This is a genomic window from Glutamicibacter sp. BW80 (genome assembly GCF_002332385.1).
Classification (GTDB): Bacteria; Actinomycetota; Actinomycetes; order Actinomycetales; family Micrococcaceae; genus Glutamicibacter.
In genome coordinates, this window is sequence record NZ_NRGV01000031.1 from 323,626 (window position 1) to 338,576 (window position 14,951).

Below are 14,951 nucleotides of genomic sequence, written 5' to 3' on the forward strand. Positions count from 1 at the left end.
TCAAAATTGTGCTGGTGGGGCAGCAGTAAGTTCTTTGCCGCGCTGTGCCGGGCTGGCTCCCGGCGCAGCGCAGGTCGGCCTGGATGATGCGGCCGAATTAGATGTGGTAGATATCCACGACGTGGTGGATGAAGTCGTTCTTCAGCACTACCTTCTTCGCGGTGATCACCGGCTGGGTGCCGGAGTAGTCGATCGTGTAGAAGGAGTTGCCGAAGTAGGTGTCGACGTTCTGGTAGCGGTAGTACAGCGTGAACCAGTTGAAGCGGACCTCAACCTTGTCGCCGTCCACGGCGACGATCTCCACATTGGTGATGTTGTGCCCGGTGCGCGGCTCCGGCAGGCTGGTAGCCGAGGAGCGGTCGGTCTTGATGCGGAAGACGCGGTCTTCCAGGCCACCGCGGTTTGCGTAGTAGATCAGCGAGATCTCGCGCTGCGGGTCCTCGGTGAGCTTGTCGTCGTCGGCCCATGCCGGCATCCAGAAGGTCGCCTCCGGGTGGTAGCAGTCGATCCAGCGGTCGAAGTCGCGGTCATCCAGGAAGCGGGCTTCCTGGTAGAGGAACTGCTCGACGTCCCCGGTGGTGACGGTGCCGTTGCTGGTTTGGGCCTCGGTCAATGCAATGGTGCTCATGTGGCTTTCCCTTCGGCCTTAGTTCTTGGTTTCGAGTTCGGCGGCCAGCGCCTTGCGCATGGTGTTCAGCCAGTAGCCATGCTGGATCGGGTACAGGCCCTCGTCCTCGGTGCGCGCACCGGAGGCGATGGGCTCCAGGCCGATCTTCTTGGCGTTCTCGTCGGCACCGGTGATCTGGTGCGCCGAGCCGCGGCTCATGTCGTTCCACTTGGCCGCGGTGGCCATGTAGGTCTTCTGGCAGGAGCGGAATTCTTCCAGGTCATCCGGGGTGGCCATGCCCGAGGCGTTGAAGAAGTCCTCGTACTGGCGGATGCGGTTGGCGCGTGCGGTGTCGGACTCGCCCTTGGGTGCGATGCAGTAGATGGTGACCTCGGTCTTGTCCACGGCGACCGGGCGGAACACGCGGATCTGCGAAGAGAACTGGTCCATCAGGTACACGTTCGGGTACAGGCAGAGGTTGCGTGAGACACCGATCATCCAGTCGGCCTTGGCCTCGCCGTACTTGGCGACCAGCTCATCGCGCTTCTCGGCCAGCGGGCGGTTTGCGGCGTCCAGCCATTCGGTCCACAGCAGCAGGTGGCCGTTGTCGAATGAGTAGAAGCCGCCTTCCTGCTTGTCCCAGCCGCCGGCATCCATGGTCTTGGTGTCGTTGGTCGATTCGCCGGCGCTGCGGCGAGCCTGGGTGGCGGCGTAGTTCCAGTGGGTCGCCGAGACGTGGTAGCCGTCGGCGCCGTTTTCCGCCTGCAGCTTCCAGTTGCCGTCGTAGGTGTAGGTCGAGGAGCCGCGCAGCACCTCCAGGCCTTCCTCGGACTGGTCGACGATCATGTCGATGATCTTCGCCGCTTCGCCCAGGTGCTCTTGAAGGGGAAGGACGTCGGGGTTCAGCGAGCCGAAGAGGAAGCCGCGGTAGTTCTCGAAACGGGCGACCTTGGTCAGGTCGTGCGAGCCGTCCTTGTTGAACTGCTCCGGGTAGCCGGCGCCGCGGGAATCCTTGACCTTGAGCAGCTTGCCCGAGTTGTTGAAGGTCCAGCCGTGGAACGGGCAGGTGAAGGTGGTGCGGTTATCGGTCTTGCGGCGGCAGAGCATCGCGCCGCGGTGGCTGCACGCGTTGATGATGGCGTTCAGCTCATCCTGCTTATTGCGCGAAATGATGATCGGCTGGCGGCCGATGTTGGTGGTGAAGTAGTCACCGATGTTGGGGATCTGGGATTCGTGGGCCAGGTAAACCCAGTTGCCCTCCCAGATGTGCTTCATTTCCAGCTCGAAAACTTCTTCGTCGGTGAAAATGTTTCGGTTGGTACGGTATACGCCGGTCTCTGGGCTGTCGACAAGCGCGTTGTCGAGCACCTCTGATACGGCGTTCAAAGTCTCGGTCATGATGTGCTTTGCTCCATCCTTCATCTGGGCCCGGGAGGGCGCAACCGCTCGAGGCGGCCATTCAAGATCTCTATCCTGTCAGGCTGTGCGCACCGTCACACTAGGCATCTGCCTAGGCTTAGCCCAGGCATCTCAACTATGAGTTTTTGCATATCAATGACGGGGCTTTAAGTATTTGTCGTTCGCCTGTGACCTGCGTAACGTGGGCAGACGTTGCGGTCAGCGAAACGGGAGCCAGGTCATGCCAGAAGAAAAAGCGGTCCAACCGCGTGGGTTGCGCAGGCTCGGAAATGACATTTCCTTTTCCGCAATTTGCGCCGGATTCATCGCCATGGCCGTGTCCTACGCCGGCCCGATGCTGGTGATACTGCAAGCAGCCCAGCGCGCCGGGCTCAGCGAGGCGCAGAGCAGTTCCTGGGTATGGGCGGTCTCGGTCGGCAGCGGAATCACCGGCTTGCTGCTCAGCCTGTTCACTCGCCAACCAATTATCGTCGCATGGTCCGTGCCGGGAGCCGCCCTCTTGCTGACGGTCCTCGGCGACTACAGCTATTCCGAAGCCATCGGCGCGTACCTCGTGGCCGGGCTGCTTGGGTTGCTCTTGAGCCTCAGCGGATTGCTGGGTTGGCTGCTGGCCCGCGTGCCGAAACCCGTTTTGGCCGCGGTGCTCGCCGGGGTGCTGCTGCCCTTTGTGATGGAGGTGGTCCAGGCGGTTCTTGATGCGCCGCTGATCGCCGGCGGCCTGGTGGCCGCCTACTTCCTGGCCCGCCGCTGGTCTCCGGGCTACGCGGTCCCGCTAGCGCTCTGCGCCGGAATCGCGCTTGCGGCGGGTTCTGGCCAGATTTCGAACGCACCGCTCTCGTTCATGCTCACCACTCCGGTATTCACGGTTCCGGAATTTTCGCTCTCCGCCATCATGGGCATTTCCCTTCCGCTGCTGATCGTCACCATGGCAGGCCAAAACGGTCCGGGCCTGGCCATGCTGCGCAGCAGCAATTACCGGCCAAATGATCGGCTCCTGCTCAGCGGGGGCTCGCTTGCGAGCATTCTTTTCGCACCCTTCGGTTCGCATGCGATCAACCTTGCAGCAATTACCGCAGGGATCTGCACCACTGCCCAGGCCCACCGGGATCCGGCGCGACGCTATGTGGCGGGCATTTCATGCGGCGCGCTTTTCATCTTCTTCGGGCTGTTCAGCCAGACATTTTTGCAGCTTTTTGCGGCGGTGCCGGCCGAGCTGGTCATCGCTGTCGCGGGCGTGGCCCTGCTTCCTGCCATGCAGGGATCGATGCAGGATATGTTTGACGGCCCGGCCCCCGGGGCGGCAGAGGCCGCGATCTGCACCCTGATCATCACCGCGTCCGGGGTGGCGCCGCTGGGAATCGTCTCGCCCTTCTGGGGCATCGCAGGAGGCACCCTGTGCTACCTGGCGCTGCACAAGCGACGCCCAGCCTACTCCATAAGGAATCCAAATACGGCCGTGACCTCCGGTTAGTTCCACCCCGCAGTTGCATCCCGGGTTTCCACATAGCGCGCATAGATCTCGGGGCGCGGCTCACCCTGGTAGCGGGTGGACTCCGCGACGTTCCAGACCGGTGGTTCTTCTTCTCCGCTCAGCGCCCAGGCGGCCTGCCGCGCGGCACCCAACGCCACATATTCGGCAGTCTGCGGAACATCGACCGCTACGCCAAAGATCTGCGGTGCGATGCGGCGCACCGCTTCGGACTGCGCGCCGCCGCCGATCAGCAGAATGCGCCGGGTTTCCACGCCGGTGGCGCCTTCGAGGGCAGCGACCGCGTCCTTCATGGAACACAGCAACCCTTCGACATATGCACGGGCGATCTGTTCACGTGTGGTCGTGGTGCGCAGCCCATGCATCAGCCCCGTCGCGTCGGGCCGGTTCGGGGTGCGTTCCCCGCCGAAGTATGGCAGCAGCACCGCTCCCCCGGAGCCGGGCTCCGCGGCCAGCGCAAGGTCAGAGAATTCTTTTTGGCCTACACCGAGCAGCCGGGCGCCAAAATCGAGTACCGGAGCGCCGTTGAGGGTGCAGGCCAGCGGCAGGTACCTATTCGTGGCATCCACAAATCCGCTCACCATCCCGGTGCCATCGTGGATGCTGTGATCCACCACCGCGGAGGCCACCCCCGAGGTTCCCATGGAGACGCACACGTCCCCGGGCTGCAGATCCAGTCCCAGCGAGGCGGCCATATTGTCTCCGGTGCCGGCCGCAATCTTCAGGCCCGCAGATGTTTCACCGACTATTTCATTTGCGGCCGCGAGCCGCGGCAGTGCCACCGGCTTGCCGAGCGCCCGGCGCGCCACCTCGGGCAGAAAACGACGCTGCGCGGTCGAGTAGTATCCGGTGCCCGAGGCGTCTCCGTGGTCGGTGGTCGCTTCCTTGCGTCCACCCAGATGCCAGGTCAGATAGTCGTGCGGGAGCAGTACCCGGGTGGTGCGGTTCGCGTTTTCCGGCTCGTTCTCGCGCAGCCAGCGCAGTTTCGAGGCGGTCAGCGAGGCGACCATCACGCTGCCGACAAGTTGCGCGCATCCCCGTGCTCCGCCAAGCTCGCCGATCAGCTCCTGCGCCTGCCCGGCGGAGGAGGTGTCATTCCACAGCATGGCCTTACGCACCGGAGCACCGTGCTCATCCAAGGCAACCATGCCGTGCTGCTGGCCGGCGACCGAGAGCACGGATGCCCGCTCGAGCAGCCCCTCGGTGCTGGCTTCAAGGGCCCTGATCCACTCAGCCGGATCCACCTGGGTCCCGCCGGGGTGAGGCGCGCGCCCCGAGGCTTTCACCTCGCCGCTCTGCGCATCAACGAGCAGCGCTTTGCACGATTGAGTCGACGAGTCGATTCCCAAGACATAAGTCGATGGCATGGCTAGTCCTTCGGTGAGCTTTCGGCGAGATGGATAGTGAGGTTCAGCGACTTCAACAGGGCCAAGAGCTCGGGAGCCAGCTGGTCGTCGATGACGATGTCGTCAAATTCAGCCAACCCCATCACGTGGTAGAGCCCTGCGCCCTCGAATTTGCTTGAGTCAACGATCAAAATTTTTCGGCCACCGGTTTTCAGCAGAGCGCGCTTGGTCAGCGCCGCCTCGGCATCCGGGTGCAGCAGCGCCTGATTTCTCACCGCGGTGGTCGAGACGAACACCGCATCTGCGGTGAGCCGTTGAGCCTGTTCGACCACCACCGAGCCGAGGAAGGAATCGGTTTCTGCATAGTATTGGCCGCCCAGCCCCACCAACGCGATGGATGACTGGGCAGATACGGTGTTCATCAGCGCCAGCGAATGGGTAATGACCGTCGAGGGCCGGCGGCGTTCCAGATGCTGCCCCAACTCGCCGACGGTGGTGGAGTCATCCAGGGCAATGACCGCGCCCGGCTCAATGAGTTCGGCTGCGGTGCGCGCGAGCCGCTGCTTGGTGCGCGCGTTGAGGTGGCGGCGCAGCCGCACGTCGCGTTCGGCCAGCCGTGCGGTGATCGCTCGTGCGCCGCCGCGGATGCGCTCTAGGCGCCCCTCGCCAGCAAGGACATCCAGGTCGCGGTGGATGGTCATGGCACTGACCCCGAAGGCGTCAGCCATTTCTTCCACGCGCGCGGTGTGAACCTGATTGACGTAGCTGGTCAGCTCGTCGCGTCGACTCTCCGGAGGCAGCCCGCTGGATCGCATCACTGCTGATCTCCCTTCGGCAAGTTCATCATTTCTCACATCTTCGATGATAGATGCTGTGCTTGCACTCTCAAAACATCATGACCAAAACAATATTTAACAGAAAATCTGTTGAATTTGTTTATTTGGTGTTAGATTAGTGGCATCACGAGCGGCAGCAATGCCCCACGCAAAGGAGCGCCATGATCTCGGAACCCTCGAACCCAAGTCCACCCCCAACGACCAGGGGCGGCACCGGGTTGCTAGACCGCATGGGACTCCCGCGCCCGCTCTTCTGGGGCTTCATCGGCTTAACCCTGTTCATGATCGGCGACGGCGTGGAAACCAATATCCTCACGCCCTACCTGACCGGCGAACACGGCTTTTCCATCCCGCTGGCAGGAACCCTGATCACCATCTACGGGGTCGCGGTGGCCATTGCCGCATTCCTTTCCGCCTCGCTGTCCGATTTGTGGGGCCCGCGCAAGGTGATGTTCATTGGCGCCGGAATCTGGGTGGCCTTCGAGCTGCTCTTCCTGCTCGTCGCGCTGAACTCCTCCAACGTGGTGCTGATCTTCATCGCCTACGGACTGCGCGGCTTCGGCTACCCCTTCTTCGCCTACGGCTTCCTCGTCTGGATCTCCGCAACCGCCAACGCCAAACGCCTCGCGGTTGCCATCGGCTGGTTCTACGTGGCCTTCAGCGCCGGGCTGCCCACGCTCGGCGCGCTGACCGCGACCGCCTCGCTGGAAATCTTCGGGCTCAACTACTACCAGACCCTTTGGATCTCGCTGGCCCTGGTGATCCTCGGTGCCGCGGTGGCGTTGCTCGGCGTCAAGGAGAAAACCGGACGTGCCCCGCTGGTGGATAACCCGGAGCAGGTGTGGAAGACCATGAGCTTCGGGCTTCGCCTTTTGGTGAGCGACCGCAAGGCGTTGATGGTGATGCTCACCCGCACCATCAATTCGGTACCCACCTACGGCATGGCGGTCTTCTTCCCTGCCTTGTTCGTGGATCGCTTCGGCTGGAGCGTGGGCCAGTTCTTGATCCTGACCACGGTGATCTACGCGGTGAACATTCCCTTCAACCTCTTCTTCGGGGCCCTGGGCGACAAGCTGGGCTGGTCAAAGACCGTGGTCTGGTTCGGCGCGGTGCTCTGTGCGCTGTCCATGGCGGGGCTCTATCTGGTGCCCGCCTGGGCGGTAGACAACGGGATCGAACACGCTTATCTGCTGACCCTGCTGATCGGTGCGGTCTTCGGCATCGGCCTGGCCGGGTTCGTGCCGCTTTCGGCCATCGCCGTCTCGCTGGCGCCGGAGCATCCAGGAGCCGCGATGGCTTCCTACAACCTTGGCATCGGTGCCGCGGTCTTCGCCGGACCGTTGCTGGTCGCCTTGCTCTACACCACCCTGGGCGCCGCAGGAATGGTGTATCTGTTCGCCACGCTGTACTTGGTCGCGGCGCTGATGTCGCACTTGCTGCGCGGAACCCAACCCGGATTCAACGGCGTTCCCACCCCCGCCCCGCAGCGCGTCGCCTAAGGCGAGCGCTTGAGCAACTGACATTTCCCCCATAAGGAGACTGCGAATTCATGAAACTCTCTAATCAGACGCTGGCAGAAATCCCGCCAGAGGTACAGGTACCGGCCTATGACCGCAGCAAGGTTTCCGCTGGAATCGTCCACTTCGGCGTCGGCGGATTCCACCGCGCCCATCAGGCCATGTATCTCGATCGGCTCATGAACGAGGGCCGAGCCCTCGACTGGGGTATCTGCGGCATGGGAATCATGCCCTCGGACACGCGCATGCGCGATACGCTCAGCGACAGCGACGGACTATATACCCTGGTAGTCAAGAATCCGGACGGCAGCCGTGAGGTGCGGGTCATCGGTTCAATTATCGATTACCTGTACGCTCCGGATGACACCCGTGCGGCTATCGAGAAGCTGGCTGATCCCGCGATCCGCATCGTGTCGCTGACCGTCACCGAGGGCGGATACAACGTCAACCCGGTCACCGGGGAATTCGACCTGCAGAACCGCGCCATCGCCGCGGATCTGGCCGATCCGGAAAACCCGAAAACCGCCTTCGGCCTGATCAGTGCCGGGCTGAAGCTTCGCCGCGAGCGTGGCCTCGCGCCTTTTACCGTCATGAGCTGCGACAACATCCAAGGCAACGGCGAGGTGGCGCATAAGATGTTTGGCGCCTTCGCCACCGCGCTGGATGCAGAATTCGGTGCCTGGGTGCAGGCAAATGTTCCGTTTCCCAACTCGATGGTCGACCGCATCACCCCGGTCACCACGGACGCTGATCGGCGCGACGTGACCGAGCGCTATGGCATCGAAGATGCCTGGCCGGTAGTGTGCGAAGACTTCGTGCAGTGGGCGCTAGAGGACAAGTTCGTATCCGGCCGCCCGGAATTCGAGCAGGTCGGAGTCCAGGTAGTTGCAGATGTGGTGCCTTTTGAACTGATGAAGTTGCGTCTGCTCAATGCCACCCATCAGGGCCTGTGCTATTTCGGCCATCTGGCCGGATACCGCGCGGTGCATGATGCGGCACGCAATGAGCTCTTCGCCCAATTCTTGCTGCGCTACATGCGCACCGAGGCGCAGCCTACGCTGGCGGCCTTGCCCGGAGTGGACCTGGCCGCCTATCAGGACAAGCTGATCGAGCGGTACCGCAACGAGCACGTGGCCGACACGATTGCGCGGCTTTGCGCTGACTCCTCGGATCGCATCCCCAAGTGGCTCATGCCGGTGGTCCGCGAAAACCTCGCCGCCGATCGCGACGTGCGCCTTTCGGCCGCCATCGTGGCCAGCTGGGCACGCTATGCCGAGGGCACCGACGAAATGGGCGAGCCGATCCAGATCGTTGACCGTCTGGCTCAGGAAGTCTCCGCCGCCGCTGCGAAGCACAGCGAAGATCCCTTGGCATTCCTGCGCCAGCGAGACCTGTTTGGCGACGTCATCAACGATGAACGGTTCACCAAACCATATTTGGAGACCCTCGCATCCCTGCATTCACAGGGAGCGATTGCCACTCTGGAACGGATTATGGCGCAGAGCGCCGCCCGTTAGTTCGCCGGAAAAGAATCTCACCTTGCCGAGCGGCTCCCCATTAAGGAGCCGCTCGGTCATTTTGTACCCGAAATCCTTGGAACCGGATGAATGTTGCTAAACTAAAGTGACACTTTAGTTTAGGAATCGCTATGAATGATGGAATCTTGCCGGTTAGTACGCGCCCACGCAGCGTGGCAACCCATCACAAGGTCTTGGACTCCACCAATGAACTACTCCGCGACACGGGTTTCCGCGGGATTTCGATTGAGCGCATCGCCGAGCATTCAGGCGTCAGCACCGCGACGCTGTACAAGCACTGGCCCTCCAAGAATGCAATCGTTGCCGAAGCTTTCGGACGTGTCGCAACAAAAGCGCTGAAGATCCCCACCGACGGAGACCCCTTGGCGAATCTCATCGACTGTACTGTCGAATCGTTAACCTTCCACAGCATCCAAAGCGGGCGCGTATTCTTTCAGCTGCTGGCCGCCTGCTCCTTGGAGCCGCACGGCGCCGCGTATTTCGAGCAGTTTTATCTAGCTCCGCGGCGTAAAACTCTCAAACCCCTCTTTGCGCGCGCACTCGCTTCGGGCCAGTTGGCCGAAGGCCTGGATGTCGACGTTGCCATGGACGTGGCCTTTGGTGCAGCGGTGTTCCGGCTGATGCGCGAGGCCGAAAGCGTTGACCTGGCCTCCATTGAAGAAACCGTCCGCTGGTCCGTGCGAGGATTATTGGCTGAGCAGCCCTAGGAGCATCACGCACACGACCCATTCGCTACAACACAGAAGAGATCTCGTGGCACACGCCAACAACTACGTCGCCGACAAACTCGGCTTCACCACCGCACTCATTGGCCTTTGCCTCATCGCAGCACACTCCGGCACGCCGTCACCGATCTTCCCGCTGTACTCCGAGCAATGGGGACTGTCTTCCCTTGAAGTCAGCAGCGTCTTCGCCGTATATATCTTCGGTTTGTTGGTTACCCTGCTGACCTGCGGGGCACTGTCCGATCATATTGGACGCCGTCCCGTCGCCTTTAGCGCGTTGCTGATTGCCGCGGCTTCGATGCTCGTCATGGCATTCGCCGATTCATTGAATGCGCTGCTGATCGCCCGGATCCTGCAGGGTATTGCCTCGGGCCTCGGATTCGGCACCCTGGGCGCAGCCTTGCTCGATTACTCCCCCGCCTCGCGCCACCGGACCGTCGCCATGCTCAACGGCGCCGTGCCACCTGCGGCAATCGGCCTCGGCGCCCTGCTCAGTGGCATTCTCGTGCAGTTCGCACCGCACCCCTTCCAGATCCCTTATCTGGTGGTCGCCGCATTGTTGATTCTGGCGCTGATTCCGGCGAGCTTGCTCAAGGAGCGCCACCCACGCCGTCACGGTGTATGGCGTTCGCTCATCCCCTCGGTAATGATCCCCAAGGAGGTGCGCCGCGAGTTCCTCGTCGCAGTCGGCGCATTGCTCGCCAGCTGGGCGCTGGTTGGAATGTATCTGGGATTGGGCGCGAGCATCACCAAAACGTTGATGAATATTCAAGCACCGACGTTGAGCGGCCTAGCCATCTTTGCGCTGACCGGCGCGAGTGCGGTGCTCGGCGCCGTCACCTTCCGGTTCGACGCCTTGAAGGTCATGACCCTTGGATGCATCTCGCTGATCGTTGGATCGGGCGGGCTCGTACTAGCTGTTTACACGGAAAACACGGCGATCTATTTCATCTCCAGCATCATCGGCGGCATCGGCTTGGGCGGCGCCTTCCAAGGTGGGCTTCGGACCCTCGTGGAGAACGTCCCCACGCTGCAACGCGGCGGCACGCTCTCCTCGGTATATCTGGTGAGCTACTTAGCCTTCGGCCTGCCCACACTGATCGGCGGACTGCTGATCCCAACCCACGGACTAAAAAACGTCACCTACGGCTACGCCGGACTAGTTGTCCTGCTCTCTGTCATTGCCCTGGCATTGATCGCCGGAACTTCCAGGAAGAGCAGACCGGCAGCTTCCGATTCAGAACGAAAAACAACCGCAGGATGTNNACATCCTGCGGTTGTTTTTCAGTTTCGGACTATTTGCGCTTCCGCGGTTTCTCCACAACATCGGTGTCGATAATATCCGGGTCATCCAGCTCAAGCTGGCTTGGAGCCACGGTATCGATTCCCTCGAACGCTACCGCCGCGTTTTCAATAACCCGCTTGGCCAGATAGCGGTTGCCGGCCCCGCCGATAACGGCCCCGATGCCGAAAGGCACCAGCCGGCCAAGCATGCTGGCACCTTGGGTGCCAACGATCTTGCGAATGAACTTCTTCTGCAAGCTCTTCTGCGCCGTGGCCATCAGGCTCGTTGACTTGTTCGAGCCAAATGATCTTGCCCAGCCCTTGACCGGTCCGGAGCCGCGACCTGCCGCCTGACTGGTCAGTGCCGAAATCATCGAACTGCCTTCCTCGCCCATCAGCACGCCCATGACCAGCAAGCGCGATCGGTCCGGGTCGTCAATGGCAATGCCATGAAGTTCGGCCAAGGACTGCGCATAAAGCGCAGAGGCTTCCAGGAACCCGATCGTGGCGGCCAGCGAGAGCCCCAGCGCTACAGCGGTACCTACCGCCGGCACCGCCGCGGTACCACCCACGGCAGCTCCAGAGCCGGTGACCACGACCAAATAATCGCGTTCAACGATCTTGGCCAGCTCGGCCGCAGATGCCTGGGGATGTTTCGCGCGCAATCGCTTGAGATATGCAAGGACCAACGGCCGCTGCACACCGACGCCCCGCATGATGGCGTCTTGGACGGCCGAACGAGGTTTGCCGCTCGAGTCTATGAATGTCATCGAAATGGGATCTTTGCTCATGATAATCCCAGACTAGTAGCTCCAGCCTGATAGTTCCCGGGAAAATGCCGGATTCTCGCCGCGAATTATCAATACCAAGCCAGAACCGAGCTTTTCCTTGATACGCTCGCGTCGCGGCGCAAGAGGTGGCCTATGAAGAATGCGCAGGCCACACGTTATAACCTGGCACTGGAAAAGGCCGGAATGCGTGAACGCCAGGTCTGTTTACTCGATTAAAAAGCCTTCGACCAGAATGCGATCGCTCTGCGCGAACGAGCGGGGAACATCTCCATACGAGCTATCTCGTGGTGCATCGCTAAGTCCGCGACGAAGTTCCAGAATACTTCCCTGCCAGAGCGACCGCACTGGGGCAAAGCGCATTTCTTGGGAGCTTCGCAGCTGTACCCGCGATTCGCCGATTTCCAGGCGATGCGCTCTAAGGCAGACCCGCAGGGGTTGTTCCTCAACGGGCACCTGCGGCAGCTGTTGGTGGAAGAAGTTTAGAACTGAATATCGGTCCAGATCAGGGCGGGAGCCGAATCGTTGATTTGGGCCGGGCCGTCGATAGTTTGCGCTTGGAGCGGTGCACGGTCCCCGATATGCCCCTGGCCAAGGACCTGCCAGGCGCTACTTGGAAGGAGATAATTTCCCGAATCGCTGAGCGCCTCGGGACGGTCGGCTTCATGCAGCAGCGCATCCCGCGCGGCCAGCGAGGATGGCTGCTGGCCTAGGGATCCGGCTAAGACATACGGGCTTTTTCCGACTCCACGGGTTTTTATCCCCTGGTCATCGCGCAGGTATTCTTCGCCGCCGAGGTAATCGGAGATGACTCGCAGCTGGTCGAGTTGGCGCGCTTCGGCAAAGGAATAGCCGCCGGAAGCGTCGTCAGTTTGCACGGCGAGCACATGAACGTGCTTGCCGCGGTACTCGATCGGGATATCCCAAAGCCCACTGCTCATCACGGGAATTGAAGCCGCCAGTGCGCCACTCAATCCAGAATCATCGAGCCTGCTCTCCGGGACGGCGGACCATTTCAGCTCCGATATTCCGGTGACTGAGTCTTGGTCAATCTGATATTTGGAAAGGACAACGACGGCGCCTTGGCCTTCGAAGTTGCCCTGCCCCCAAGCATCTTCTGGGCCGCCGACAATCCGGTCCCCGTTGAGATCAGCACCGCTTGGTTTGCCCTTGTTGCCCGGGCCTAGGTAAACGTAGTCGTATTCAACGTCCCGCCGGGAGTCCTCTGGATTGTTCAGGTAATGATCCTGGAACGCCTGCACGGCTTGTTCGTCTGCGTCCATCCCGGTAAGCACCACGAAGTCGGCATTGGCTGCGGTGATGCTGTCCGCTGCCTGCGCGGCTTCGCGGTCATCTCCCTGCATGAGGTCTGCGGAGAGCTGCCCCGGAACATCCCGAGTCATCTCGGTGGCTAGCGTGGCTACACGCAACGATGTTTCAGACAGCCCCTGGCTCGGCGCGGGGTTGGGGTCTTGCGCGTCCCAAGGGGCGGCAATAGCGCCCGTGGCGGGAAGCACTAATAGCGCTCCCAAACCTAGACTTGCCGTTCCTACTAAGACTTTGCGCACTCTGCAACCCTACGCCGAATCAGCACTCATAATCCAGCACCTTAATCGGATTGTGATGCCTGCGCCGCGGTGGCCCGCGCGTTCGCGGCCAGTATTTCCTCCATATATGGTGCCCGAACGTTCGGTGAGATCCGCGCATCCACCAGACATATTCCCTTCGCCCCCTGATCTACCCACTGCCGAACCTTGGAAAAATCGGCCACCGAGTCGATGCGAAGCCCCGTTGCGCCCACTGCGGTGGCGAGTGCCGCGAAGTCGACAGTTGGGATGAGCATAGGATCCTCGTGCAGGCCAATGGAACCGTATTGGTGGACCTCCGCCCCGTAGGCTGAGTCGTTGTAGATCACGATGACTCCGCTGCTGATGGTGCGCACGATCGATTCGAGATCGGCTAGGCCCATCAGGAATCCGCCGTCTCCGGCGGCCAGCACTACGGTGCGGCCCTCGGCCGCTGCCCCCGCGCCGACCATGGATGCAATACCTAGGCCAATGGACTGGTAGGCGGTGCCTACGCAGGTCAGCGCTCGCGCCCCGGAAGTTGACCAATACATGGGCCCCCAACCGATGAAGTGCCCACCGTCCTGAACCAGAACCCGGTTCTCGGGCAAGATCTCCTCCAGTTCGCTGGCCACTCGACGCGGATCGAGCAGACCGTCCGCGGCGCGCTCCTCCCCCAGCGGGCGGTCGCGGACCGCGTCCAGGTTTATCGAGCCGGCCCAGCCCGAATCCTGGGCGCCCACGGCGCCCAAGAGACGATCAACCGCTGCGGAGACGTCTCCGGTGGCGAAGTAATCCACTCGCGGGCTCGTGGCGTTAGCCGCAAGATCGATCTGCATTACCTGTGCCTCGACGTTGACCAGATCCCCAAAGCGCATGGTGAACTGATTAAGTCCGGCCCCGAGCACCAGCACGGTATCGGCCTGCTCGATGATTTCGGCGTTTCGTTCGGTGGCGAAGCCACCGGTGATTCCCAGATCGTACGGGTAGTCCAACAGGTCGCGGGCCAGCAGTGTTCCCGAGGTGGTGGCTCCGAGCCGTTCGGCAAGTTCGGCAATACCCACTGCCGCGTCGATGGCTCCACGACCATAGAGGATATGCGGGCGTTTGGCGGCCAAAAGCCGGTCGGTGATGGCCCGTAGTTGAGTTGCATTGAGTTCAGGCGCCGGCGGAACACTGCGGAAGCTGTTGAACTGCGGCAGCTCGACTTCGAGGTTTGGTGCCGCGGCGAGGTCATAGGGGATGGACAGAACCACCGGGATCTGTTCGCGCAGCGCGTGGGCGGCCGCGGCGAGCGCCGTTGCGCCCGGGGTGTGCCGGTCCACCTCGTAGCGCACGGCCCGCACACCGGTGTCCATGGCGGCCTGGTCGACGTCCCAACCGCGCAAGCCGGTCGTCGGCGCGTCGCCGGTGACTAGCAGCAACGGAGTGCGCGCCGCCGCAGCTTCGGCCAAGGCGGTGACGGCGTTGGTATAACCTGCGCCGTACGTGGTCGAGGCGATAGCGAGGCGGTTTGAAATCCTGAAGTAGGCGTCGGCGGCGGACACCGTTGCGGACTCGTGGCGCACGGCGGTGTAGCTAAAGCCTGCGCGGACGGCGGCATCGAGGAAGTGTGCGTTGCCGTTGCCCATCAGGCCAAAGATCTGTGGAGCAATCGGCTTAAGGGCATGGGCAATGGCAGCTGAAACGCTGGACATAATGGACTCTTTTCCTGAAGAAAACTAAAGAAAATTCCATATATGTCTGCCGTTACCAGTTGCATTCGGCAACGGGTATCGCCCCTTTTGAGAGCGCCGGAGCCTTATGAGGTGGCTCCTGACAAGATCAAGAATAGGGC

At 61.8% G+C, this 14,951-nt stretch carries 13 protein-coding genes; 6 read left to right on the plus strand and 7 right to left on the minus strand.

Going from position 1 to position 14,951, the window contains the following annotated elements:
* Window positions 1-97: 97 nt before the first annotated feature.
* Together benB and benA are read right to left on the minus strand one after the other, a co-directional pair.
* A complete protein-coding gene (benB, locus tag CIK76_RS09865; protein ID WP_096285865.1) occupies window positions 98-628 on the minus strand; it encodes a benzoate 1,2-dioxygenase small subunit in 531 nt (176 codons plus the stop codon).
* A gap of 18 nt (window positions 629-646) precedes the next feature.
* Window positions 647-2,005 carry a benzoate 1,2-dioxygenase large subunit gene (gene benA, locus CIK76_RS09870; RefSeq protein WP_096285867.1) on the minus strand — a complete coding sequence of 453 codons (1,359 nt, stop codon included), beginning with the start codon at window positions 2,003-2,005 and terminating at the stop codon, window positions 647-649.
* Between the two features lie 241 nt (window positions 2,006-2,246).
* On the opposite strand from benA, the gene CIK76_RS09875 reads away from it, so the two are divergent.
* A complete protein-coding gene (locus tag CIK76_RS09875; RefSeq protein ID WP_096285869.1) occupies window positions 2,247-3,497 on the plus strand; it encodes a benzoate/H(+) symporter BenE family transporter in 1,251 nt (416 codons plus the stop codon).
* Here CIK76_RS09875 and xylB read toward each other — a convergent pair.
* Window positions 3,494-4,882 (minus strand): xylulokinase, encoded by a 1,389-nt coding sequence (gene xylB / locus CIK76_RS09880; RefSeq protein WP_096285871.1) that lies wholly within the window; start codon window positions 4,880-4,882, stop codon window positions 3,494-3,496. The two genes, CIK76_RS09875 and xylB, sit on opposite strands and share 4 nt — an antisense overlap.
* 2 nt (window positions 4,883-4,884) lie before the next feature.
* On the minus strand, window positions 4,885-5,676 hold the full coding sequence (locus CIK76_RS09885; RefSeq protein ID WP_096285873.1) for a DeoR/GlpR family DNA-binding transcription regulator: 792 nt from the start codon (window positions 5,674-5,676) through the stop codon (window positions 4,885-4,887).
* 182 nt (window positions 5,677-5,858) lie between these two features.
* Between CIK76_RS09885 and CIK76_RS09890 the strand changes: the two genes are divergently transcribed.
* From CIK76_RS09890 to CIK76_RS09905, 4 genes are all read left to right on the plus strand, one after another.
* A complete protein-coding gene (locus tag CIK76_RS09890) occupies window positions 5,859-7,196 on the plus strand; it encodes an MFS transporter (protein WP_096285875.1) in 1,338 nt (445 codons plus the stop codon).
* 50 nt (window positions 7,197-7,246) lie between these two features.
* Window positions 7,247-8,731 carry a mannitol dehydrogenase family protein gene (locus tag CIK76_RS09895; RefSeq protein ID WP_096285877.1) on the plus strand — a complete coding sequence of 495 codons (1,485 nt, stop codon included), beginning with the start codon at window positions 7,247-7,249 and terminating at the stop codon, window positions 8,729-8,731.
* Window positions 8,732-8,862: 131 nt separating this feature from the next.
* Complete coding sequence (locus CIK76_RS09900; protein ID WP_096285879.1) at window positions 8,863-9,459, plus strand: TetR/AcrR family transcriptional regulator; 597 nt, start codon at window positions 8,863-8,865, stop codon at window positions 9,457-9,459.
* A 46-nt stretch (window positions 9,460-9,505) separates the two neighbouring features.
* Window positions 9,506-10,816 (plus strand): MFS transporter, encoded by a 1,311-nt coding sequence (locus tag CIK76_RS09905; RefSeq protein ID WP_176484161.1) that lies wholly within the window; start codon window positions 9,506-9,508, stop codon window positions 10,814-10,816.
* On the opposite strand, the gene CIK76_RS09910 is transcribed toward CIK76_RS09905, so the two are convergent.
* On the minus strand, window positions 10,773-11,552 hold the full coding sequence (locus tag CIK76_RS09910; protein ID WP_096285883.1) for a hypothetical protein: 780 nt from the start codon (window positions 11,550-11,552) through the stop codon (window positions 10,773-10,775). The genes CIK76_RS09905 and CIK76_RS09910 overlap by 44 nt on opposite strands.
* A 327-nt stretch (window positions 11,553-11,879) precedes the next feature.
* On the opposite strand from CIK76_RS09910, the gene CIK76_RS19805 reads away from it, so the two are divergent.
* Window positions 11,880-12,035, plus strand: a complete 156-nt coding sequence (locus CIK76_RS19805) for a D-arabinono-1,4-lactone oxidase (RefSeq protein ID WP_255248430.1) — start codon at window positions 11,880-11,882, stop codon at window positions 12,033-12,035.
* Here the strand turns inward: CIK76_RS19805 and CIK76_RS09920 are convergent.
* On the minus strand, window positions 12,032-13,066 hold the full coding sequence (locus CIK76_RS09920) for a hypothetical protein (protein ID WP_141393525.1): 1,035 nt from the start codon (window positions 13,064-13,066) through the stop codon (window positions 12,032-12,034). The genes CIK76_RS19805 and CIK76_RS09920 overlap by 4 nt on opposite strands.
* Window positions 13,067-13,158: 92 nt before the next feature.
* Window positions 13,159-14,811 carry a thiamine pyrophosphate-binding protein gene (locus CIK76_RS09925; protein WP_096285889.1) on the minus strand — a complete coding sequence of 551 codons (1,653 nt, stop codon included), beginning with the start codon at window positions 14,809-14,811 and terminating at the stop codon, window positions 13,159-13,161.
* Window positions 14,812-14,951 lie beyond the last annotated feature (140 nt).

Excerpts from the sequence above, each read along its gene's own strand:
- benB (WP_096285865.1), bottom strand. The coding sequence starts at position 628 with ATGAGCACCATTGCATTGACCGAGGCCCAAACCAGCAACGGCACCGTC.
- benA (WP_096285867.1), bottom strand. The coding sequence starts at position 2,005 with ATGACCGAGACTTTGAACGCCGTATCAGAGGTGCTCGACAACGCGCTT.
- CIK76_RS09875 (WP_096285869.1), top strand. The coding sequence starts at position 2,247 with ATGCCAGAAGAAAAAGCGGTCCAACCGCGTGGGTTGCGCAGGCTCGGA.
- xylB (WP_096285871.1), bottom strand. The coding sequence starts at position 4,882 with ATGCCATCGACTTATGTCTTGGGAATCGACTCGTCGACTCAATCGTGC.
- CIK76_RS09885 (WP_096285873.1), bottom strand. The coding sequence starts at position 5,676 with ATGCGATCCAGCGGGCTGCCTCCGGAGAGTCGACGCGACGAGCTGACC.
- CIK76_RS09890 (WP_096285875.1), top strand. The coding sequence starts at position 5,859 with ATGATCTCGGAACCCTCGAACCCAAGTCCACCCCCAACGACCAGGGGC.
- CIK76_RS09895 (WP_096285877.1), top strand. The coding sequence starts at position 7,247 with ATGAAACTCTCTAATCAGACGCTGGCAGAAATCCCGCCAGAGGTACAG.
- CIK76_RS09900 (WP_096285879.1), top strand. The coding sequence starts at position 8,863 with ATGAATGATGGAATCTTGCCGGTTAGTACGCGCCCACGCAGCGTGGCA.
- CIK76_RS09910 (WP_096285883.1), bottom strand. The coding sequence starts at position 11,552 with ATGAGCAAAGATCCCATTTCGATGACATTCATAGACTCGAGCGGCAAA.
- CIK76_RS09925 (WP_096285889.1), bottom strand. The coding sequence starts at position 14,811 with ATGTCCAGCGTTTCAGCTGCCATTGCCCATGCCCTTAAGCCGATTGCT.